Below are 24,641 nucleotides of genomic sequence, written 5' to 3' on the forward strand. Positions count from 1 at the left end.
CATAAAAATAGATAAGTAAGAAATACTATTATCCATGAAAGCATTTCTTTAATACAAGCACTGCTTCTTTTGCTAAATTAACTGTTTTGAATTTATTTATATATTCGGAAGAAGGAATGAATTTTAACTAGTAGCAGTGTCTTTCCTTTTGTAATGGGAGAAAGGCATGCGGCTTTTATTAATCAGGAGGTGTAAGCCCCTTTACGGGCTACTTATTGGAAATTTTTAATTTGATTTTATTTGTGATATTAATTGCATTTACTGCTTTTTTCGTGGCAACAGAGTTTGCGATCGTAAAAGTCAGGAGTTCAAGAATTGATCAGTTAGTTGCTGAAGGGAAAAAAGGAGCATTAGCAGCAAAAAAAGTTACGACACATTTAGATGAATACTTATCAGCCTGCCAATTAGGGATAACTGTGACAGCATTAGGTCTTGGTTGGATTGGAGAATCTACTTTCGCAGAAATTCTCGAGCCTCTATTTGTTCATTTATCGATCGGAACGGCGCTATCGCACTTAATTGCCTTCGTTATTTCTTTTTTACTTGTAACTTTTTTGCATGTCGTTGTTGGGGAATTAGCTCCAAAAACGGTAGCTATTCAAAAAGCAGAATTAATAACATTAGCCTTTGCAACACCAATTATTTGGTTTTATCGCCTATTATATCCGTTTATTTGGTTGTTGAATGGCTCTGCAAGACTTTTGACAAGTATCTTTGGATTAAAGCCAGCGTCAGAACATGAACTTGCTCACTCGGAAGAAGAGTTAAGAATTTTAATGTCAGAAAGCTATAAAAGCGGTGAAATCAATAAAAACGAATTAGCATATGTAAATAATATTTTTGAGTTTGATGAACGAATTGCCAAAGAAATTATGGTCCCTAGAACAGAAATGGTGACTATCAGTGTGGACAATACGTTTGATGAAATAATGGCTATCTTAGAGGAAGAAAATTATACTCGCTACCCTTTAGTAAATGGGGATAAGGATAATGTAATCGGCTTAATTAATATTCGCGAATTTCTAACGGCAACCATTCAAAACAGAGAAGAAATTCAATTAGAGGAATATATGAAACCGATTATTCGTGTAATTGAAACTGTTCCTATCCGCGAATTGCTGATTAAAATGCAAAAGGAACGTACACATATGGCTATTTTGCTTGATGAGTACGGTGGTACTTCAGGAATTGTAACAGCAGAAGACATTCTTGAGGAAATTGTTGGAGACATTAGAGATGAATTTGATGAGGATGAAATCTCTGACATTCGCAAAATAAAGGATAATCATTATATTCTTAATGGAAAAGTATTGATTAGCGAAGTAAATGATCTTTTAGGCACTCACTTATCAGAAGATGAAGTAGATACAATAGGCGGATGGTTTTTGACCAATAATTTTGAAGCGGTTGAAGGAGATATATTGGAAGAGGAAGGATATATCTTCAAAATTAAAAATATTGAAGAACATCATATACATTTCATTGAAGTAACCAAAGATACAAGTGTAGTCGAAGCTTGATGAAAGACTTTTTAGAGAAGGGGAAACCCTTCTCTTTTTTTATGTGTAGATCCGTATAAATAGGATGGTTGGTGGCATTTTAAAAAAAGGAAATTAAAACGAATGCTGATTTTATTGAATTTTACCAATTAAATTAATTTAATTGTGTCAACATTGTGTCTGTCAAAAATGTATTTACTTTGAATTGAGAATAATCTGTAACCGCTTTATAATCAAACTGAAATATTAAGGGGGTTAAACAAAATGTCAGACGAAAATAAAAATGGTTTTCGTGTCAAAATACAGCGTTTTGGTAGTCATTTAAGTGGCATGATTATGCCTAATATAGGAGCATTTATCGCATGGGGGCTAATTACAGCTTTATTCATCCCAACAGGGTGGAGACCTAATGCTGAATTAGCTCAACTTGTAGATCCGATGATTAAATACTTATTGCCATTATTAATTGGTTATACAGGCGGTAAGATGGTTTATGCAGAGCGCGGTGGCGTGGTTGGTGCAATCGCATCGATGGGTGTAATCGTTGGTGCAGATATTCCGATGTTCCTTGGAGCAATGGTAATGGGTCCGCTTGGTGGTTTCTTAATCAAAAAAGTGGATGATTTATTTAGAGGGAAAATTAAAGCCGGATTTGAAATGTTAGTAAATAACTTCTCAGCTGGTATCTTAGGTGCAATTATTGCCATTATTGGTTTTAAATATGTTGGTCCAGTTGTAGAAGGGTTAAGCACTTTCTTATCAAGCGGAGTAGAGTTAATTGTTGATGCAAAGCTCTTACCATTAGCAAGTATCTTTATTGAGCCTGCTAAAGTATTGTTCTTAAATAATGCCATCAACCAAGGTATTTTAGGTCCGATTGGGGTAGAACAAGCGAAAGAGGTAGGGAAATCTATTCTATTCTTACTAGAATCAAACCCTGGTCCTGGGTTTGGGGTATTATTAGCTTATTGTATATTTGGAAGAGGTACATCAAGACAGACAGCACCTGGGGCAGCGATTATTCACTTCTTGGGTGGTATTCATGAAATTTACTTCCCGTACATCTTGATGAAACCTATGATGTTATTAGCAGTTATTGCTGGTGGAATGGGTGGAGTATTCACCTTTACATTATTTGATGCAGGATTAGTTGCCACTCCGTCTCCTGGTAGCATCATTGCATTAATGGCGATGGCACCAAAAGGACAGCATTTAGGCGTAATTGCTGGTGTTGTGGTTGCAACGATTATTTCTTTCGTGATTGCAGCTATTATTTTGAAAACAAGTAAAGATAAAGAAGAAGATATTAATGCAGCAACAGAAAAAATGGAAGCTTTAAAAGGGAAGAAAAGCTCAGTTGCAAGTGCAATTACTGAGACTGCAGAAACTCCTGATGAAACAAGTGCTACAGAATTTGATTACAAATCAGTGAAGAAAGTAATCTTCGCTTGTGATGCTGGTATGGGATCTAGTGCGATGGGTGCGTCTATTATGCGTAATAAAGTGAAAAAGGCAGGAATAGAAGGAGTAGATGTAACAAATACTTCTATTGCAAACCTTCCAAGTGATGCAGATCTTGTTATTACCCATAAAGATTTAACAGATAGAGCAGTAGAAAAATTACCGAATGCACATCATGTTTCTGTTGAGAATTTCATGAACAGCCCTAAATATGATGAGATCATTGAAAAATTAAAATAAGTCTTAGCAGAAATACCGGCCAACTTTGTATAAATTGGCCGGTATTTTTGTGTTTAACGCGGTATATGTCCAGAATAAAACCATTTAAGCTTTTTGATGAAAAAGTAGTTAATTTTCAGTATTTATAGATAAAAATAGGGAACCATAAATTAGAATTGGCAACAATGAAATTGAAAAAAATATGTTTAATACTGTTTGAATAAGTGTATATAACAGTCTTATAATTAAATTATGTCAGGTGATTAAGGAGATAAGCTATGATTATTTCCGCTCGAGAAAGAATTATTTTACAGATACTATTAGAAAATATAGAGGAAGAAATGACGATTAAGGGAATTGCTGAACATGTAAATGTCAGTGAACGAACAATACATCGTGATTTAAAAAACGTCGAAGCTATACTAAAAGATTTTCATCTTAAAATGAATAAAAAAGCTGGAGTCGGTGTGAAAATTGAAGGACATCCTAATGATATTTATCAACTAAGAGTATCTATCTTAAAACAGGATTATATAGAATACACACCCGATGAACGGATAATTGTTGCTTTATGTACCTTACTGGATCATCAAGAACCGATTAAATTATTTTCTTTAGCAAAAGAATTAGGAGTAACAACTGCCACGGTGAGCAATGATTTGGATAAGCTGGAACCGATTATAGCAAAGTATGATTTGCAATTAATGAGAAAAAGAGGTTATGGTATTGAATTGGTTGGAACGGAGGAAGATAAGAGAAAAGCGATTCGCAGTCTTATATCCGACCGATTTGATGTTCCAGAGTTTCTTAAAATGGTGAAGGAAAATATTCAGAAAAAATCTAGCAATAAAATCGACTCGATTTCCGAACGGCTTTTAGGATTGGTTCAAAAAGAAAAATTGCTGCGTATTGAAAATATTATTGAAGATATCAACGAGCAATTACCTTATCCACTGGCGGATAGTTCTTATGTTGGATTGGTCGTTCACATTGCTCTTGCTATGGAGAGGATCCAGCGTGGAGAAAATATTTCTTTTAAAGAAGATTATCTAGGGGAGTTGTCGCAGACAAAAGAATTTGATTTTGCGCGCCAAATTGTTTCAAGACTAGAACGTACTTTTGATATTTCGATCCCTATAGAGGAAGTCGGTTATATTACGATGCATTTAAGGGGAGCAAAGGTACGTTATGACAATAAAGTCGGAATTGAAGATGAAAATGTTGAGGTAGCTATGCTAGTTAGGACGTTAATTGCCAATGTCGAAAAACTACTGCATACAACATTGGCAGATGATTCTTTATTTCAAGGCTTATTAGCTCACCTTCAGCCTACATTATATCGTTTAGATCAGAAAATGAGTATTTCTAATCCCTTATTAGAAGATATTAAAGAGGATTATGCTGAGTTGTTTGAAGTGGTTCAACAAGCTGTGGAAAAAACACTTGTGGACAGAGATGTACCAGAAGAAGAAATCGGCTATTTAGTCCTTCATTTTGGTTCTGCGTTAAATGATAGAAAAATAACAAAAAATATAAAGTTATTGATCATTTGTTCAAGCGGAATTGGGACATCTAAAATGCTTGCAGCAAAAATTGTTAATCAAATTCCAAGCCTATCAGAAGTGAAAACAGCATCTGTATTCGAATTAAAGAATATTTCCATCGAGGATTATGATGCCATTCTTTCGACTATTCCATTAGAGGACATCTCGAGAGATTATTTATTAGTAAATCCGATTTTAAATGATAAGGATTTGGAAGAAGTAAAAACTTATCTTCAAAAGAATATTGGTCATGTAATAAGGGAAGAGAAGGGAATAGAAGTTCCTAAACAAAAATGTATCGATTTCCAGTCTTTTCTCCTTTTTTCAGAGCAAGCCCAGCTTTTATCCTCCATTTTAAATGAGCTGGATATTTGGGATGAGAGAGCAAGTTTAAGTGCAAGCTTAAACAAGGGATTAAGGATATTGAAACAACAAGGTTCTATTTCAAGCGTGGAAGAAGTATTTGCTGCTTTAGAAGCACGGGCTGAAATAGGGGGACTGGCTATTCCGGAAACCAATTTAGCTCTTTATCACACAAGTAATAATCAAATTGAAAAACCATCTTTCAATATCATAGACTTGCCCGAGATGGTGAGTTTGAGGGCAATGAATGGTGCTAATGAAATGGTGAAGCGGGTATTACTTTTGCTTGCGCCGTTAGATGCAAATCCAAATGTAATGGAAGTATTAAGTTTTTTAAGTGCCTCTATTATTGAATCGGAAAGAAGTATTCATGTATTCAGTAACGGCAAGAAAGAAGAACTATTAAATTTTATTAGCAGCAGGTTTTTAAAACATCATTTGAGAAATTAACAGGAGGAATAAACAATGAGTATTTTAAAAAAAGAGAACATTATTTTAAACAGCAGCCTAGCAAGTAAAGAGGAAGCAATCAAAAAAGCAGGTCAAATTCTAGTGGAACAAGGCTATGTTTCAGAGGATTATGTTCCAGCTATGCTGCAAAGAGAAGAAATTTCATCAACTTATATGGGTAACTTCTTAGCTATTCCCCATGGTACAGATGAAGCAAAAACAGCAGTATTAAACTCTGGGTTATCTGTTATTCAAGCACCGAACGGAGTAGATTTTGGAGATGGCAATATTGTTAAATTAATCATTGGAATTGCTGGGAAGGATGGCGAACATTTAGAGTTGTTATCACAAATTGCTATTGTATGTTCTGAAATGGAAAATGTCGAAAAATTAGTTGCTGCGAAATCAGAAGAGGAAATAATCCAAATTTTAAGCGAGGTAGAATAATACGATGAATGCTATTCATTTTGGAGCTGGAAATATAGGTAGAGGATTTATTGGTCTATTACTACATCAGTCAAATTATGCTATTACCTTTGTGGATGTAAACGAACAAATTATCGATGAAATTAATCGTGTTGGTCAATATCATGTTTTATTGGCAAATGAAGCGAAAGATCAATTCACAGTTAAAAATATTAAAGGAATTAATAGTAAAGTAAATCCAGAACAAGTGGTGGAACAATTTATCCATGCAGACATTGTGACTACAGCTATCGGACCTAATATTCTAAAGTTTATCGCGCCATTAATTGCTGACGGAATTAAAGCACGAATGAAAAGTAATCAAACACCAGTTAATGTGATTGCTTGTGAAAATATGATTGGTGGTAGTAGTGCCCTTAAACAGTTTGTGTTAGAGCATTTAAATGAAGAGGAAGCAGCATGGACAGAGGAATACGTTGGTTTTCCTGACTCAGCTGTGGATAGAATTGTGCCAAACCAGAAGAATGAAAACTTATTAGATGTTCTAGTAGAACCTTTCCATGAGTGGGTTGTAGATGAAACGGCAATTAAAGGACCAAAACCTGAAATTGCAGAGGCACATTTCGTAAGTAATTTACAGGCATATATCGAAAGAAAGTTATTTACTGTAAATACTGGCCATGCAGCAACAGCCTATTTAGGCAATAGAAAGAACTATGAAACCATTTCTGAAACAATTCAACATGAAGATGTGAAAGAAAAGGTGCTTCATGTTTTACAAGAAACAGGAAAAGTATTAGTAGCAAAATATGGTTTTAATGCAGCAGATCATCAAAAATATATCGACAAAATTTTAGGCCGCTTTGCGAATGTTTATATTGTAGACGATGTAAAACGAGTTGGTAGATCACCGCTTCGAAAATTGGGCGGGAATGATCGATTAGTTGCTCCAGCACTAGCATACTATAATGAGTTTAAAGAAATTCCGTCTTATTTAGTAGAAGTAATGGCATCGGCTCTTCACTTTTATACAGCAGAAGATCAAGAGTCTGTGGAATTAAAGAACTTAATAGATGCAAAAGGAGTTCAAGCTGCTTTTAGTGAAGTTTCTGGTTTAAGTGAAGATCATGCTTTAGTGAAAGAAGTAGTGCTTACTTATAACAAAATAAATGCATAAATAAAAAATCCAATGAGGTCTCAAAGCCCATTGGATTTTTTATTTCAAGAGTAATTAGAAACTCTTAGAGCGTGTTGCTAATGCTGAGGTTGCCTTTGACTGTTTGCGCTTGTCCCACATTTTTTTGGCGAAGGGATAAATGATAGGTCCCCACGTAATGATTCGTCTGAACATTTTTTTCATTATCTCTCACATCCTTTTAGCCTTTACTTATTCTTTTCCCAAGAAATCAAATGGATAAACAATAACCCCTCTTCTAGTTAAATTTGGTAATATTAGATAGAGATCCCTTCTTGTAATTTAGAAAGAAAGAGAATATAGTTTTCATAGATAGTTGCAACATATAAGAGAAAATAACCGTCTAATGATTAGATAGAAAAAAAGAAGAAGTATTTATTCTATGAGTAAAAGTAAAGGATAGGTAATAGATGGATCGATTAAAACCATATTGGGAAGGGTTTCGACGTTTCTGGAAAAAGAGACACCTTACCCAAATTATACTGTTGGCTTTGTTATTATTTGTTTTATTAGCGATATTATATTTTACGTACCTAGCAACACAAGCAAATGTTAGTTCATTAAAGGCTGGTTTAAGTCAGGCGACCATTATTTATGATAAAGATGGAGATGAAGCAACTCGAATAAGAACGGAAAGAACAGAAGGCATTGAATTAAAGGATGTCCCGAAATATGTTCCAGACGCAGTTGTTTCTATTGAAGATGAACGTTTCTATCAACATAATGGGTTTGATATTAAAGGGATCAGCCGTGCGTTTTTTAAGAACATTTTTGCAGGGAGAATTACTGGTGGAGGAAGTACGATTACCCAGCAATTAACAAAAAATGCTTTGTTAACTTCCGAACAGACCTATAAGCGAAAAGCAGAGGAACTATTTCTTGCTGTAGAAATAGAAAAGCATTATAAAAAAGATGAAATTCTACAAATGTATTTGAATCACGTTTATTTTGGTAGTGGTGCCTGGGGTATCAGCCAAGCATCCTTGAAATATTTTAATAAAGATATTAAGGATGTATCTATTAGTGAGGCTGCATTGCTAGCAGGAATAGTGCAAGCTCCATCTGCATTAGATCCTTATAACAATTATGATGGTGCTATAAATCGCCGCAACCTTGTTCTAAAGAAAATGGTAGAATTAAAAAAAATTACAGAAGAGCAGTACCAGCAAGCAGTAAACGAAAAAATTGTATTAGAAAATGGGGGAGGATCTTTTATTGAAAGAGATTATCCTTACTTTGTGGACGCGGTGATTGATGAAGCAATCAGCAAGTATGGACTTACACAAGAAGAAATTTTAAAAAGAGGATATAAGATTTATACAGAGATGGATCAAAATCTTCAATCTACCTTAGAAAAAACTTTTGCAAGAGATTCCCTGTTTCCTAGAAGTTCTGATGGTACATTAGTGCAAGGCGGAGCGGTTTTACTTGATCCGGAAACTGGGGGAGTGAGAGGATTAGTAGGAGGAAGAGGAGAGCAAGTTTTCAGAGGCTTTAACCGAGCTACTCAAATTAAAGTACAGCCAGGATCCACGATGAAGCCACTTGCTGTTTATACACCTGCTTTAGAAAAAGGATATAAAATTGACTCTATGCTTGAAGATAAGCCTTTCAAAAAGGGTGATTATGAACCGAAAAACTTCACTAAGTCTTATAAAGGCGAAGTTCCGATGTATGAAGCATTAGAAGACTCTTTAAATGTGCCAGCAGTCTGGCTGCTAGATAAAATTGGTTTGGAAAATGGTCTTAAATCCCTTGATCGCTTCGGCATTCCATATGAAAAAGAGGATGAATATCTTGGGATAGCTTTAGGCGGGATGTACAGTGGTGTTTCACCATTGCAAATGGCGAGCGCTTATTCTACATTTCCTAATGAGGGAGTCCGAATGGAAAGTCATTTGATTACAAAAATTGTCGGACCGACAGGCAACGTTGTGGCTGAATATGAGCCAAAGTCGACAAGAGTTACTTCCAAATCGGTGACAAATGACATGACCTCCATGTTATTGGATGTTATTAAATCAGGAACAGGCCAAGGAGCAAAAATAACAGGATTTCAACTTGCCGGAAAAACAGGCTCCACTCAATTAGAGGATTCGAGTATTTCTGGCACAAAGGATCAATGGTTTGTAGGGTATACGCCTAATCTAGTTGGGTCGATGTGGCTAGGATATGATAAAACAGATAAGATGCATTATCTGCCAAGTAAAAGTTCAGGTGATGTCATACCAATTTTTAAAACAATTATGGATCAAGCCGTACAATATGTAGAGCCAGAGAATTTTCAGGTCCAATCCGTCAGTGATAGACTTGCAAATAAGGATAATAAAAATGTAAATAAAAAAGTAGAAAAAACAAAAAAGGTAATTAAAGAGAAAGCAGAGGAATTAGAAACGACTATAAAAGAAAATTCTTCCAAATGGAGCAAAGTAGTAGACGAGATTAAAGAAGATGCAAAAAAGGTAAATGAAAAGGTAAAAGGAAAATTACAAGAAATACTAGGAAATTAATCGTTTCAAAAGATAGAAGTAGATACCGATACTAGTGGCAGCTGCTATTAGTATCAGTATAAATTTCTATCTTTTTTTTATAGCAGCAAGAAGAGAAGAGTTGTTTCTGATATTTTGTATAACTGGAGATAAATAATGGTTAGAATTAGGAAAGAGAATGAGGTTTAATTATATATAGTCTGTGATAAATATAACAGACTATATAAAAGGAGGAATGTCTATTTACAGAAGGAAAACATGAACAAAATGATGGAAAAAGCAACCAGTATAAATTATAATTGATGTAAGCGTTTTTAAAAGAGGGTTTGCAGAAATACTCTAATTTGTAAAAAAGTTTGTGACATAATTATGGACGTGGATTTTAAAAATGGTATCTGCTATAATAAAAAGGTTGATAAAATCTTGAATATGGGAAAATCTAGGGATAGAAAATGTGATAATTGGTAAAATTATACTTACGTTTTTTGTCACATATAATAGGTTCAAGATATGATATCATCATACAGGTAGTAATAATTCCTATTTTACCTCTGTAATATGAATGTTCTGTGTCTAAATATCGAACATTCTGTGAATAATTTAACATTTTAACTTATATGGAAGGAGCTGTACAAATGAAAAAGGGAGTTTTAGTTTCGCTTTTAGCAATTGTACCATTATTCATTTTAAGTGGCTGTGAATCCATGGTAGTATTTGACCCCCAAGGTCCTGTTGCTAGAAGTATTACGGACTTGATTAACTGGTCAATTGTATTAATGGCTTTTGTTTGTCTAGTAGTTTTTGCACTATTTGGCTACATAGTTTGGAAATATCGTGCAACAAAAGAAAATGCGGATTATGAGCCAGAAGAACATGGAAGCACAAAGCTTGAAATTGTTTGGACTGTAATACCGTTCTTAATAATCATTGCATTAACGGTTCCAACTGTAAAAACAATCTTTGCTTTAGAAGATGTGCCAAAAGATTATAAAGATCGTGATCCAGTAGTGATTAACGTTACTTCTGCAGATTGGAAATGGATTTTTAGTTATCCAGAAGAGGGGATTGAAACAGTTAATTATGTAAATATCCCTGCAGGTGTACCTGTTGAGTTTAAATTAACTTCTGCTGGTACGATGCAATCATTTTGGATCCCTGCTTTAGCTGGTCAAAAGTATACGATGTATGGTGCTGAAACAGATCTCTATGTGGTAGCAGATAACCCAGGTAACTATGAAGGACAAAATACAAGCTTTAACGGTAAAGGTTATGCGGAGATGAAGTTTGATGTCGAAGCAAAATCTGTAGAGGATTATGATAAATGGGTAGATGAAGTAAAAGAAACTGCCCCTAAGTTAACAGAAGAGAAATACAGAGAAATTATCAAGCCTACACATTTAGGCCGTATGACTTTCTCTAATACACATTTAGAGTGGATTGACCACGGTAAAGGTGGAGACTCAAACTATTATTTAAACCCTGAGTTATATCGAGTTCATGGATATCCAGGTAGAACTTTTGAAAAGAATCAAGAGTCTGACGGAGGTGAAAAGGATGCACATTAAGTGGGATGACATTGTTATTACTGGTGATCCCCTAATATTGTCTGCTCAAATAGGTATTATTCTAACAATGCTTGCTATAGTAGTAGGTGTTACTTATTTTAAGAAGTGGCAATATTTATGGGATGAATGGATAACAACGGTTGATCACAAAAAAATCGGTATCATGTATATTATTGTTGCCGTATTAATGTTCTTCCGTGGTGGAGTAGACGGTTTGATGATGAAATATCAAACAGCAGCTCCTGAAATGAAATTTTTAGATCCACAGCATTATAATGAAGTATTTACAACGCATGGTGTTATCATGATTCTTTTTATGGCGATGCCAGCATTGATTGGATTAATGAACGTAGTTATTCCATTGCAAATTGGTGCACGTGATGTTGCGTTCCCACAATTGAATGCATTAAGCTTCTGGTTAACATTCAGTGGAGCAATGCTATTCAATATCTCTTTCGTAATTGGTGGTTCTCCTGATGCAGGATGGACATCCTATTTCCCTCTAGCGGGGAAAGAATTCACACCAGGAGTTGGAAACAACTTCTATGCAATTGGACTGCAAATCGCAGGTATTGGTACGTTAATGACAGGTATTAACTTTATTGTGACAATCCTGAAAATGCGTGCTAAAGGGATGACTTTAATGAAAATGCCAATGTTTACTTGGACTTCATTAATTACAAACGTAATTATTGTGTTTGCATTCCCTATTTTAACTGTTGCATTAGCATTAATGACATTTGACCGTTTATTCGGAACTCATTTCTTCACGATTTCTGGTGGAGGAAATGCGATGTTATGGAATAACCTATTCTGGTTATGGGGACATCCAGAGGTATATATTGTTATCTTGCCTGCATTTGGAATGTTCTCTGAAGTTATTGCTACATTCTCGAAAAAACGCCTATATGGTTATAATTCAATGATTATTTCTATTGTCGGTATTGCGTTATTGAGTTTCCTTGTTTGGGTTCACCATTTCTATACAATGGGATCTGGACCAGTTGTAAACTCTGTATTCTCAATCACAACTATGTTAATCGCAGTTCCAACTGGGGTTAAGATTTTCAACTGGTTGTTTACTATGAGAAAAGGACGTATCCAATTTACAACGGCAATGCTATGGGCGCTTGCATTTATTCCGACTTTTACAATTGGTGGGGTAACGGGAGTTATGCTTGCAATGGCTGCAGCAGACTATCAATATCATAATACTTTATTCTTAGTAGCTCATTTCCACTATGTATTAATACCAGGTGTTGTATATGCAGTATTTGCTGGTTTCTATTACTGGTGGCCAAAAATGTTTGGTTATGCATTAAACGAACGTTTAGGAAAATGGCATTTCTGGTTGTTTAATATTGGTTTTAATGTAACCTTTATGCCTATGTTCTTCTTAGGCTTAAAAGGAGCAGTAAGACGTTCTTATACTTTCTCAGCGGAATCTGGATTTGCACCATTGTTCATGTTATCAGCAATCGGATCCCTTATTCTTGCTGCTGGATTTGCCGTGCTAGTTTATAACATCTACTATAGTACTCGTTATGCAGATAGAAAGATTTCTACAGATCCATGGGATGCAAGAACGCTAGAATGGCATACAGCTTCACCAGTTCAGCCATATAACTTTGCAATTACTCCAGAAGTAAAAGCATTAGATGCGTTCTGGTATATGAAGAAAAATAATGAAGGCTTAGTATTAAAAGAAGAAGAACTAGAAGAAATACACATGCCAAGCAACTCTGGACTTCCATTCTATATGTGTGTTGTATTTGGTATCGTCGGTTTCTTCCTAATATTTGAATGGTTTATTCCAGCTGCAATTTGTAGCTTAGGTATTTTTGTTGGCTTAATCATTCGTTCCTTTGATTATAACGAAGGTTATCATATTAAACTGGATGTTATTAAGAAAACGGAACGTGCATGGAGAGGTGAGAAATAATGGCAAAAGTCGATAAGTCCTTACCACTAGAATATCAAACAGAGCAAAGTCGTTTAAATATTCTAGGCTTCTGGATTTTCCTTGGTGCGGAGGTTGTATTATTCGCTACCTTATTTGCAGCCTATGGATCTTTAAAGGATAACTTTGCAGGCGGACCTACTCCAGCTGAATTATTTAAATTAAAAGATGTAATGATTGAAACACTTTTACTATTAACAAGTAGTTTCACTTGTGGGATCGCTATCTGGTATATGCGTCGCCAAAATTTAAAAGGATTATTAACATGGTTAATTATTACTTTAGCATTGGGTGCAGGCTTCGTCTTTGTGGAAGTAAATGAATTTATTCATTATGTACATGAAGGAGCGACAATGCAGACAAGTGCCTTCCTTTCTTCCTTCTTTGTATTGCTAGGAACACACGGATTGCACGTATCCTTAGGTATAGGTTGGGCGATATTGATTATTATTCAATTGCTTAAACATGGCTTAACACCAACAACTGCTCGTAAGACATTTATTATAAGTTTATACTGGCATTTCTTAGACGTTGTGTGGATTTTCATCTTCACATTCGTTTATCTTGCTAGAATGAAAATGGGAGGGTAATAAAAGATGGCAAAAAATCATGAAAATGAAAAATTTCCAATTAGTCATATTGCAGGTTTTATTGTTTCTTTATTACTTACCTTCGCAGCTGTAGGGGCTAAGTTATATACAGATCTTCCAATGGTTACTGTAATGTGGATTATCGGAGCATTAGCTGTTATTCAAGCAATTCTTCAACTGTTTATGTTTATGCATCTTACAGAAGGAGAAGGGCAAGTACAGACTATTAATATCATTTATGCTTTCTTCTGCGCAATTGTCGTTGCCGGAGGAACAATTTGGGTAATGACATCAGGACACGTACATTACTAATAAAGTGAGAAAAAAGCCTCCATTTGGGGGCTTTTTTTTGTATATAAAAGACTAAATAACTAGGTAATAGGGATTATTATTTTTGAAATGTTGTGATAATTACATTTAGTCTTTTAAAAAGCATTGACGGGCTAGAAAAAGATGATAAAATAAAGAAATAATCTAAATGATAATGAAAATCATTTGCGATGAAGTTGGGAGTGAGGGGAACGAGTAATATTACTCATTGGCACTATGAAAATTAGACACTTAACTATAATGTTAATAGTTTTATCTATCATCTCCCTATTTGTAGGAGTAATTGATATTCATCCACAAAATATTTTTCATTTAACAGCAGATCAGAGAGAAATTCTCTTGATTAGCAGATTTCCTCGCTTAGTCAGTATTATTATAGCTGGTGTTAGTCTAAGTATTTGTGGCCTTATCATGCAGCAGATATCGAGGAATAAATTTGTTTCTCCTACAACTGCTGGAACAATGGACTGGGCGAGACTTGGGATATTAGTAGCTTTAATGCTTTTTACAGGCGAGAGCCCGATTATTAAAATGTTAATCGCTTTTGTGTTTGCACTCGGAGGAACCTTTTTGTTTATGCGAATACTTAATATGATTAAATTTAAAGATGCTATCTTTATTCCATTGATTGGTTTAATGCTAGGGAATATTGTTAGCTCGATTACCACTTTTTTTGCAATGAAATATGATTTGATTCAAAATATGTCTTCATGGTTACAAGGTGATTTTTCTTTAATCATGGAAGGGCGTTATGAACTTCTTTACATAAGTATTCCGATGGTTATTGTTGCATACTTATATGCAAATAAATTTACAATTGCTGGATTGGGTGAGGATTTTTCTACTAATCTTGGTCTCAATCACAAAAGAGTAGTGAATATAGGGTTAATTATCGTAGCGTTAGTTTCTTCTGTTGTATTGCTGACAGTAGGAATGATTCCTTTTCTAGGTCTAATCATTCCCAATATCGTTTCGTTATACAGAGGAGATAATTTGAAAAATAGCTTGACCCATACAGCATTATTAGGAGCAGTCTTTGTATTATTCTGTGATATTCTTGGAAGAGTGATTATTTATCCGTATGAGATATCGATCGGTGTGATGGTGGGAGTCATCGGAAGTGGAGGATTCTTGTATTTACTAGTAAGGAGAAAGTCTTATGATGCAACCTAGAGTAAAACTTATAATACTAGCTATACTGGCAGTATTATTAATTTCTATATTTATGTTAATAAAGGTCAGTAGTAATAACTGGGAATATGTGATTCCACGTAGAGCCATAAAAATCATCGCGATTCTTCTAACAGGTGGCTGTATTGCCTTTACTTCGATGGTATTTCAGACGATCACTAATAATCGTATTTTAACACCAAGTATTTTAGGACTAGATTCCCTTTATTTATTCATTCAAACTGTTGTGGTTTTCGTTTTTGGTTCAAGTACAATGACTGTGATGAATAGCAATATTAATTTTTTGTTATCTGTCGCTTTAATGGTTTTTTTCTCAAGTATTCTTTATAAGCTATTCTTTAGGAGAGAAGATCAAAACATCTTATTATTGCTGCTGATTGGAATTGTATTAGGAAGCTTTTTCTCTAGTCTCTCTTCCTTTATGCAGGTGTTAATTGATCCCAATGAGTTCCTTATTATCCAGGATAAAATGTTTGCAAGTTTTAATAATGTAAACACAAATATTTTAATAATCAGTATTATTATCGTTGCTATAGTATCTATATATGTTACGAGATATAGTAAATTCTTTGATGTCATGTCATTAGGAAGAGACCAAGCCATTAATTTAGGAATTGATTATGAAAAAGTAGTGCGCAGCATGCTAATTGTGGTGTCGATCCTAGTGTCTGTTTCCACTGCCTTAGTGGGACCCATTACCTTTCTTGGATTATTGGTTGTCAATTTAGCTCGTGAATTTCTAAAAACATATAAACACCGAACTTTAATTACTGGATCTATTTTGTTGAGCATTATTTCTTTAGTTGGTGGGTTGCTGATTGTAGAACGTGTCTTTACTTTTTCAACGACAATCAGTGTGATAATTAACTTTGTAGGTGGAGTGTACTTTATCTATCTATTACTAAAGGAGAGAAAAGCATGGTAGAAGTAAAGAATATTACTAAACAATATGGGAGCAAAAAAGTGCTTGATAATGTTTCTCTTTCAGTAGAGAAAGGGAAAATTATTTCCTTTATTGGACCAAATGGAGCAGGGAAAAGTACACTGCTTTCAGTAATAAGTCGCTTAACGAAAGCAGACAGTGGAGATGTCTTTATTGATGGACAGCATATTGATAAATCGAAGAGCAATGATCTCGCCAAGAAAATTGCTATTTTAAAACAGGCGAACCATATAAACCTCCGCTTAACTGTAAGAGAACTTGTCAGCTTTGGCCGGTTTCCGTATTCACAAGGGAAATTAAATGACCTTGATGAGAAAATGGTAGACGAAGCTATTAAATATATGGAATTAGAAGATATGCAGCATAAATACATAGATCAACTAAGTGGAGGACAAAAGCAAAGAGCTTATATTGCGATGGTAATTGCTCAAGATACAGAATATATCCTCTTGGATGAGCCGTTAAATAATTTAGATATGAAGCATTCTGTGCAAATAATGAAGGTTTTAAGAAGATTAGTAGAAGAGCTGGGGAAAACAGTAGTAATCGTAATCCATGATATCAATTTTGCCTCTGTTTATTCCGATAATATCGTAGCATTAAAGAATGGAAAAATCATAAATGATGGACCAGCAAAAGAAATCATTAATCAAAAAGTATTGAAAGACATTTATGAAATGGATATGCAAATTGAAGAAATAAACAATCAAAGAATATGTGTTTATTTCGCATGAAAAATGAAAGCTAATTATGGATAAATAATTGATTCATTGTAGAAAGAAGCTAATGGTGGAAGAAAAATAGAAAGGGGGCAGTGTAATTATGGCTGACTTAAAAATAAGTCCCTTCGCCAGAAGAAAACCATAATAACACTACCATTAGATATTAGCAAAATCCTAAATCATTCTAGGAAAATGAGGAAGGAAAACGGCTAATAATACCTTATCATAGGGTATTCTGTCTTTAAATGCAATGTATTCAATTTAATTTATATATATTAAATTTAGAGGTGTTTAGAAGATGAAGAAAAAGCTTTCCCTATTATTATTAACATGTATTCTTGCAGTGTTAGCTGCATGTGGAAATACAGAAAAATCGAATGCCGATACAAATAAAGGTAGCGAGAAATCAGCAAAAATTAAAGTAACACACGAATTAGGAGAAGATACAGTTAAAGTAAACCCTAAAACAGTTGTTGCTTTTGATTTTGGTGTTTTAGATACATTAGACAAATTAGGAATAGAAGTAGCTGGGGTTCCACAGGCTAATATTCCACCATATCTTTCTAAATATGAAGATTCAAAATATACAAATGTAGGTAGTTTAAAAGAGCCAGATTTCGAAGCAATTAGCGAATTAGAACCTGATGTAATCTTTATTTCTGGAAGACAGTCAGCTGCGTATGAAGAATTGAAAAAAATTGCCCCAACTGTATATCTTGGTGTTGACACAACAGACTATATGAATTCCTTTAAGCATAATATGAATATTATTGGAGAGATTTTTGAGAAGAAACAAGAGGTTAGCAAAGAATTAGCAAAAATAGATGAAGACATTGCTGCACTTAACGAAAAGGCAAAAGCAGTAGATGGCAAATCTTTAATCTTATTGGTGAATGATGGAAGCATAAGTGCATATGGGAAAAATTCTCGTTTTGGCATTATTCATGATGTATTTGGGTTAGCACCGGCAGATGAAAATATTGAAGCTTCCACACATGGACAAAAGGTTACTTTTGAATATGTAGCAGAAAAAAATCCGGCCTATTTATTTGTTGTAGATAGAGGAGCAGTTGTTGGTGGGGAGTCTTCTGCTGAGAAGGTCCTTGATAATAAACTTGTAAAGGGAATTGCTGCAGCTAAAAATGATCATATTGTTTATTTAGACCCTAGCTACTGGTATCTATCAGGAGGCGGTCTTCTGTCAACAAGTGAAATGGTCAAAGAAATTTCAGAAGCCATTTCCAAATAATGCTTCGTATAGAATCCAATGAGTAGAAACTACTTGTTGGATTTTTTTGTGAAAAAAAATAGACACTTTTTAAAAGATAAAAATTCTAGTAGATAGTTGCTTTTTTTAGGACTTCCCTCCAAAATAAAAGGGAAGCAGGGAATATTCATCGAATGAGGAGGACTTTGGATGACGATTAAATTTGGAGTTATCGGAACCAATTGGATTACAGAATCTTTTATAAAGGCAGCTGGTGAAATAGAAGATTTTCAATTAAATGCCGTGTACTCAAGAACAGCGGACAAAGCGAAAGCGTTTGCTGATAAATTTAATGTGGAACATACTTTTACTAATTTAGAAGAAATGGCAAAGAGCGATAAAATCGATGCTGTATATATTGCAAGCCCTAATGCTTATCATGCGCAACAGGCAATCCTATTTTTGAAAAATAAAAAGCATGTTTTAACAGAAAAAGCGATGGCTTCTAATACAGCAGAAGTGAAAGAAATGATTACTGCTGCCAAGGAAAATGAAGTTCTTTTAATGGAGGCACTCAAATCAACATTTCTTCCTAATTTTAAAGTTGTTCAAGAAAATTTACATAAACTTGGAAAAATCAGACGTGCATTTGTAAGCTATTGTCAGTATTCTTCGCGGTATGATGCTTATAAGCAAGGAACGGTATTAAATGCATTCAAGCCGGAGCTGTCAAATGGAGCATTAATGGATATTGGTGTTTATTGTCTTTACCCTATGGTACTTCTTTTTGGAAAACCGGAGAAAGTTAAGGCTAATAGTTTCTTATTGGAATCAGGTGTTGACGGCGAGGGAAGCATTATTCTAGCGTATCCAGATATGGATGTCATTCTCATATATTCGAAAATAACCAACTCTCATATTCCGTCTGAAATCCAAGGAGAAGATGGCAATCTAATAATCAATCAAATGAACACTCCTACAAAAGTAGAGTTTATTCCAAGGAATGGAGAAGGGGAGAATCTTACTCTTCCTCAAAAGGAAGCTTCGATGTTTTATGAGGCGCAGGAATTTATAGAATTGATTAAGGCAGGAAAAACCGAATCCTCTATTAACTCTTTTGATATTTCTTTAGCGGTAATGGAAGTAATGGATGAGGTAAGAAGACAAACGGGAATAGTTTTTCCGGCTGACACAAAACAGTAAGTATACAAAACCATTTATAAGGAGAGAGAAACCATGTCACTATACGGCGCTATTGAAGCTGGTGGAACAAAATTTGTCTGTGCAGTAGGGGATGCAAAAGGAAATATCCAAGAAAGAATATCTATTCCAACAACAACACCGGAAGAAACGATGCCAGAGGTTATTGCTTTCTTTAAAAAGTTTTCCGTTGACGCAATTGGAATCGGCTCGTTTGGTCCTATTGATGTTGATAAAAACAATGCTACATATGGAAATATAACAACGACGCCAAAGCTTGCATGGAAGGACTATCCATTACTTAAAACAATAGAAGATGAATTTTCTGTTCCAACTGGTTTTAATACAGATGTAAATGTTGCCGCACTAGGAGAAGCAAAGCTAGGCGCTGCTAAAGGTGTGGATAATTGTTTATATATAACGATTGGTACAGGGATTGGCGCTGGGGCGTATATTAATGGGGAATTGCTGCAAGGATTAACGCACCCAGAAATGGGCCATATTTTAGTAAGAAGACATCCCAAAGATAGCTATAAAGGCAGATGCCCATACCATGCAGATTGCTTAGAAGGATTAGCGGCTGGGCCGGCAATTGAAGAACGCTGGGGCGAGAAGGCTTTTCATTTAAGTGATAAAGAGGAAGTCTGGGAGATGGAAGGCTATTATATTGCGCAAGCTCTTATGCAATACATTCTCATTCTCTCACCTAAAAAAATCATCCTTGGCGGCGGCGTTATGAATCAGGAGCATGTATTAACACATGTCCATCGCTATTTGACCGAGCTCTTAAACGGGTATGTTTCCTACCCGGAGGTGCAGGATAAAATGAATGAATATATTGTTAGACCAGGTTTAGGAGATAATGCTGGAATTACAGGTGGACTTCTCCTTGCAGAAAAAGTTTTTCACGAGAAATAAGTCAATAACGGTGGTCATTTAAAGGAGATATCTTTTAAATGGCCTTTTTATATGTTTTTAACTTTTCTGGCGGAGATTTTATTCGCGAAAATATGTGACTTATTCGCAAAAAATCATTAATAATTCGCGAAAATCCACAATATTGTCCAAAGCCAAGAAAAGTAGCTTTAATTAGTAATGGCAATAAATATGATATGATTGAGGATATAAATTTGATGAAGCGGTGGTAATACATGAGAATTAAATACATCTATCAGCAGCTAATCAGTCACTTAAGCGTTATTCTTGTAGCCCTATTAGTATTAAGTCTTGTTTTTTCACATTATATTGAGAAATTGGTTTTCTCTATGAAGGCAGAAGAACTAAAGGGATACGGATATAATATTGTCCAGGACGTTCAAGGAGCTGATTTATGGTCTGCTGCAACTTATTCTACGTTATTACGATATTCTGAAGAACTAAAAGGCACTGGGATAACGATCGGCATCTTCAATACACAAAGAAATCGTATTTGGTCTTTTGGAAAGGATTTGGATATCAATATTACTCATGCAGAGTGGGATGAAATAAAGGATGGTCGCAGTACAGTTATTAAACCTAGTACAAAAAGAGGAGACCAAGAGGTAGCTTTAGTTGCAATTCCGTATTCTGTTAATGATGTAGTGGTTGGAGGAATTATTTTAACTTCTCCTCTTGTAGAATCAAAGGAGATGATTCAGGAAATCAATCGTTATTTGCTTTATACTCTTTTTCTAGTTTTTGCGATTGCCTTATTAATGAGCTTTATTTTTTCAAGAGTACATGTCAATCGGATAAAAAAGCTTCAGGAAGCTACAAGCCATGTTGCACAAGGAGATTATACTGTGAAAGTTTCCTCTTCAACATTTGATGAGATTGGAGAATTAGGGGAAGATTTTAATCAGATGGTAGATAATTTAAGAGAGTCGAAGGAAGCAATTGATGCACTAGAAAATCGGAGACGCCAATTTATGTCAGATGTTTCTCATGAATTAAAGACCCCCTTAACGACGATAAGCGGTGTCATAGAAGGATTAAACAATAATATGATACCAGAAAATGAGCGGGAGAAAGGTCTGAAATTAATTAGCCATGAGGCAAAAAGGCTTATCCGATTAGTAAATGAGAATCTTGATTATGATAAAATACGTTCCAACCAAATTGTCCTAATGAAGGAGTTTATTTCCCTCCAAGAAGTATTGGAAATAATTGATGACCAGCTGTCTATTTTAGCAGAGGAAAATGGTGTTAAAATTTACGTTGATGTGGATAGTGACGCAGTGATTTATGCTGATTATGATCGGCTTATCCAAATCATTATGAACATCACGAAAAACAGTATACAGTTTACCGAGAACGGAAGTATATGGTTAAAAGGACGAACGGAAGCAAGCAAAACAATCATAGAGGTAAAAGATACTGGAATTGGTATAGATGCTCATGAAATAGAAAACATTTGGAAAAGGTTTTATAAAGCGGATATCTCTAGAACTAATAACCCTTACGGCGAATTTGGACTTGGTTTATCTATTGTTAAGCAATTAGTTCAGTTCCATGAAGGGGATATTAAAGTGTCGAGCGAAAAAGGAAAAGGCACTACCTTCACTCTTTTCTTCCCTCTTCCAGAAGAAAAGTAACGAATAGGTTATCTGATGGAATAAAATGTTCTAGAATTCTTCTATGTCTTTTCAAACTTTGTTCATAATTTATTCATATATGATGGTTACTATGTATGTATAAACAAATATTAGAAATGAAAAGAAAAATAATGAACTGAAATAAATGTAATGTTGATATTGGAAATAGGAGGAACAAGCGATGAGTGATTTGGAAAAACGAAATGAATGGGAGAAAGATCGCCCTGAGGCTGAAGAGACTAACCTTGGGGGCGAAGAATTAGTAGCAGAGAAGGAAGATCAAGTCATTTCAGAAGATCCTGTAGAAAAGGATGAAATAAACAAGCCAGAAGAAGCGGAATATACTGCTGAAAAAGAGCAAGTTCATCTTGATAAAGAAGAAGAACAAGAAAATGCTCGAAAAGATACTTCGAAAACAAAAGGGTTTCTTTCCTTGTTAGCAGCAGGTGTTGTTGGTTCAGCCTTAACATTTTTCACAATTCCCCATACAGACCTTTATAATGATTCTTATGATAAGCTCGAAAAGCAGGTAGAGGAGTTATCTAATAAAGTGGAAGGTAAACAGACTGGGGCAATTACTGCGAATACAACATCGAATACAAAAACAAGTGATGGCACAATAGCTATTGCGGATATGGTGGAGTCATCTTCTAAAGCAATTGTAGGGATTGTAAACATGCAAAAGCAATCAAATCCATTTTCTCAGAATTCCAGTGATGTAGAATCTGGGTCTGGATCTGGTATTATCTTTAAGAAAGATAATCAATATGCATATATAGTGACAAATAACCACGTAATCGAAGGAGCAAATGCGTTAGAAATCTCCCTTTATAACGGGGATAAAACGGAGGCTAAGCTAATTGGGGCAGATGCTTTAACTGATTTAGCGGTAGTAAGAATTGATGCTAAATATGCTTCTGATATTATCAATTTTGGCGATTCTTCTACATTGAGACCTGGCGATCAAGTATGGGCTATTGGTAATCCACTTGGGCAAGAGCTGTCTCGAACAGTCACCCAAGGTATAGTAAGTGCTGTAGATCGAAGCATTACAGTAAATACATCTGCTGGTGATTGGGAATTTAATGTTATTCAAACCGATGCAGCTATTAATCCTGGTAACAGTGGAGGAGCTTTAATCAACTCATCAGGAGAGGTAATTGGTATAAATAGTTTGAAAATTAGTGATTCAGGTGTAGAAGGGCTAGGTTTTGCGATTCCTAGTAATGATCTTATCCCAATTGTGAATGAAATTATTGAAAAAGGGAAAGTAGAACGTCCATATCTTGGAGTAGGATTAGCAAGCTTAGAAGAAGTCCCTCGTATGTATTTGGAAGACCTTCCAAATAAAGTGTCAAAAGGAGTAATGATTACTAATATTGATGCTAATTCTGCCGCTGCTAAAGCAGGCTTAAAAGTTCAGGATGTTATTGTCGCCATTGATGGGAAAAAAGTAGCTAACTCAACAGATTTACGAAAATATCTATATTCAGAAGTGAAAATTGGTGATAAAGTAAAACTAGAAATTTATAGAGATGGCAAATCTCAAAAAGTGGAATTAACGTTAACAAGTAATAATACGATAAATTAATCGACACGTTTCATGTGAAACATACGAAATTTGTCGAAAAAATTCCATCTTATTTTGTAATAGGATGGATTTTTTTTAAATCTGTTAATAATTTCGTCATAATTATATGATAATATAGTGTAAGAGTTATAATAGGGGTATGCCTATTATATCCAAAATTTTGTGCAGAGAGGATTTTAGCTTAATATGAAAAATAAGAAGGTTCTTATTCCTATTCTAGTGGTAGTACTAGTAGCGTTAATAATAGGAGCAGTTTATCTAACACAACGAAGTAAAACAGTCGCAACAGTGGAAAAGGAAAAGATTACACAAGAGCAACTAAATAAAGAGCTAAACAAACAATATGGCGCAACTGTATTAAATATGATGATCTCTAATAAAGTAGTAGATCTTGAAGCTGATAAAGCGAAAGTGAAAGTAACGGATAAAGACGTCCAAGCAGAATTGGACAAGATGATTAAACAGTACGGTGGACAAGAAACCTTTAATATGTTGTTAGCTCAAAATGGGATGACAGAAGATTTATTTAAAGAACAAGTGGAACAAAATCTAAAAGTAACAAAAATTCTTGAGCCATCTATCGAAATTACGGATGATGAAATTAAGACATACTTTGAAGATAATAAAGCAAGTTTTGGCACTCCAGAGCAAGTGGAGGCAAGTCATATCTTAGTAAAAGATGAAAAAACGGCAAAAGAAGTGAAGAAGAAGTTAGACAACGGGGAAGACTTTGCTAAATTAGCTAAAGAATATTCTACTGACACACAAACAAAAGATAAAGGTGGAGAATTAGGATACTTTACTTCAGGAAAAATGGTTGAAGCCTTTGACAAAGCGGCGTTCTCAATGAAAGTAGATGAAATTAGCGACCCAGTTAAAACAGATTTTGGATACCATATTATTAAAGTAACTGGTAAAAAAGAAGCAAAAGAAGCAACATTAGAAGATTCAAAAGCGAAAATTAAAGAAACCTTATTAGCACAAAAGGTTCAAGAAAAAGCTGGTACTTGGTTAAATGAAGCTACTTCAAAATATAAAATTGATAATAAGTTAGAAAAAGATCAAAAAGATCAAAAAGATCAAAAAGATAAAAAATAAATAAAAAAGCGGATAGCAAATGCTA

19 protein-coding genes are annotated in these 24,641 nt (G+C 34.8%); all 19 read left to right on the forward strand.

What is annotated here, in order from left to right; translation table 11 throughout:
• Window positions 1–215 precede the first annotated feature (215 nt).
• The 19 genes from C2I06_RS20720 (at window position 216) to C2I06_RS20810 (ending at window position 24,616) form a co-directional block, all read left to right on the forward strand.
• The gene (locus tag C2I06_RS20720; RefSeq protein WP_095331098.1) at window positions 216–1,520 is read left to right on the forward strand and encodes a hemolysin family protein; all 1,305 of its coding nucleotides are present in this window, start codon (window positions 216–218) and stop codon (window positions 1,518–1,520) included.
• A 243-nt stretch (window positions 1,521–1,763) separates the two neighbouring features.
• On the forward strand, window positions 1,764–3,200 hold the full coding sequence (locus C2I06_RS20725; RefSeq protein ID WP_095331097.1) for a PTS mannitol transporter subunit IIBC: 1,437 nt from the start codon (window positions 1,764–1,766) through the stop codon (window positions 3,198–3,200).
• Between the two features lie 257 nt (window positions 3,201–3,457).
• A complete protein-coding gene (locus tag C2I06_RS20730; protein WP_095331096.1) occupies window positions 3,458–5,536 on the forward strand; it encodes a BglG family transcription antiterminator in 2,079 nt (692 codons plus the stop codon).
• Between the two features lie 15 nt (window positions 5,537–5,551).
• Complete coding sequence (locus C2I06_RS20735) at window positions 5,552–5,983, forward strand: PTS mannitol transporter subunit IIA (protein WP_047944240.1); 432 nt, start codon at window positions 5,552–5,554, stop codon at window positions 5,981–5,983.
• A 4-nt stretch (window positions 5,984–5,987) separates the two neighbouring features.
• Window positions 5,988–7,139, forward strand: a complete 1,152-nt coding sequence (locus C2I06_RS20740) for a mannitol-1-phosphate 5-dehydrogenase (protein ID WP_123258771.1) — start codon at window positions 5,988–5,990, stop codon at window positions 7,137–7,139.
• Window positions 7,140–7,567: 428 nt separating this feature from the next.
• Window positions 7,568–9,667, forward strand: a complete 2,100-nt coding sequence (locus C2I06_RS20745; protein WP_095331093.1) for a transglycosylase domain-containing protein — start codon at window positions 7,568–7,570, stop codon at window positions 9,665–9,667.
• A gap of 614 nt (window positions 9,668–10,281) precedes the next feature.
• Window positions 10,282–11,211, forward strand: coding sequence for a cytochrome aa3 quinol oxidase subunit II (gene qoxA, locus C2I06_RS20750; protein WP_095331091.1), 930 nt, complete (start codon window positions 10,282–10,284; stop codon window positions 11,209–11,211).
• Complete coding sequence (gene qoxB / locus C2I06_RS20755; protein ID WP_095331089.1) at window positions 11,201–13,153, forward strand: cytochrome aa3 quinol oxidase subunit I; 1,953 nt, start codon at window positions 11,201–11,203, stop codon at window positions 13,151–13,153. The genes qoxA and qoxB overlap by 11 nt, the downstream gene beginning before the upstream one ends.
• A complete protein-coding gene (gene qoxC / locus C2I06_RS20760) occupies window positions 13,153–13,761 on the forward strand; it encodes a cytochrome aa3 quinol oxidase subunit III (protein WP_047944235.1) in 609 nt (202 codons plus the stop codon). The genes qoxB and qoxC overlap by 1 nt, the downstream gene beginning before the upstream one ends.
• Before the next feature lie 6 nt (window positions 13,762–13,767).
• Window positions 13,768–14,073, forward strand: coding sequence for a cytochrome aa3 quinol oxidase subunit IV (gene qoxD / locus C2I06_RS20765; RefSeq protein WP_047944233.1), 306 nt, complete (start codon window positions 13,768–13,770; stop codon window positions 14,071–14,073).
• 234 nt (window positions 14,074–14,307) lie between these two features.
• Entirely contained in the window at window positions 14,308–15,264 is a 957-nt protein-coding gene (locus C2I06_RS20770) for an ABC transporter permease (protein WP_095331088.1), read from the forward strand.
• Window positions 15,254–16,207 (forward strand): iron chelate uptake ABC transporter family permease subunit, encoded by a 954-nt coding sequence (locus C2I06_RS20775; RefSeq protein WP_123259195.1) that lies wholly within the window; start codon window positions 15,254–15,256, stop codon window positions 16,205–16,207. The genes C2I06_RS20770 and C2I06_RS20775 overlap by 11 nt, the downstream gene beginning before the upstream one ends.
• Window positions 16,201–16,959 carry an iron ABC transporter ATP-binding protein gene (locus C2I06_RS20780; RefSeq protein WP_123258772.1) on the forward strand — a complete coding sequence of 253 codons (759 nt, stop codon included), beginning with the start codon at window positions 16,201–16,203 and terminating at the stop codon, window positions 16,957–16,959. Before C2I06_RS20775 ends, C2I06_RS20780 begins: the two co-directional genes overlap by 7 nt.
• Before the next feature lie 286 nt (window positions 16,960–17,245).
• On the forward strand, window positions 17,246–18,196 hold the full coding sequence (locus C2I06_RS20785; RefSeq protein WP_095331085.1) for a siderophore ABC transporter substrate-binding protein: 951 nt from the start codon (window positions 17,246–17,248) through the stop codon (window positions 18,194–18,196).
• A 168-nt stretch (window positions 18,197–18,364) separates the two neighbouring features.
• Window positions 18,365–19,357, forward strand: a complete 993-nt coding sequence (locus C2I06_RS20790) for a Gfo/Idh/MocA family protein (protein ID WP_095331083.1) — start codon at window positions 18,365–18,367, stop codon at window positions 19,355–19,357.
• A gap of 33 nt (window positions 19,358–19,390) precedes the next feature.
• On the forward strand, window positions 19,391–20,272 hold the full coding sequence (locus C2I06_RS20795) for an ROK family protein (protein ID WP_123258773.1): 882 nt from the start codon (window positions 19,391–19,393) through the stop codon (window positions 20,270–20,272).
• Between the two features lie 233 nt (window positions 20,273–20,505).
• Window positions 20,506–21,927, forward strand: coding sequence for a sensor histidine kinase (locus C2I06_RS20800; protein WP_095331080.1), 1,422 nt, complete (start codon window positions 20,506–20,508; stop codon window positions 21,925–21,927).
• A 181-nt stretch (window positions 21,928–22,108) separates the two neighbouring features.
• Window positions 22,109–23,518 (forward strand): S1C family serine protease, encoded by a 1,410-nt coding sequence (locus tag C2I06_RS20805; protein ID WP_217279751.1) that lies wholly within the window; start codon window positions 22,109–22,111, stop codon window positions 23,516–23,518.
• A gap of 186 nt (window positions 23,519–23,704) precedes the next feature.
• A complete protein-coding gene (locus tag C2I06_RS20810; RefSeq protein ID WP_123258774.1) occupies window positions 23,705–24,616 on the forward strand; it encodes a peptidylprolyl isomerase in 912 nt (303 codons plus the stop codon).
• The last annotated feature ends 25 nt before the right edge of the window (window positions 24,617–24,641 follow it).

Source organism: Niallia circulans (assembly GCF_003726095.1).
Lineage (GTDB): Bacteria > Bacillota > Bacilli > Bacillales > Cytobacillaceae > Niallia > Niallia circulans_A.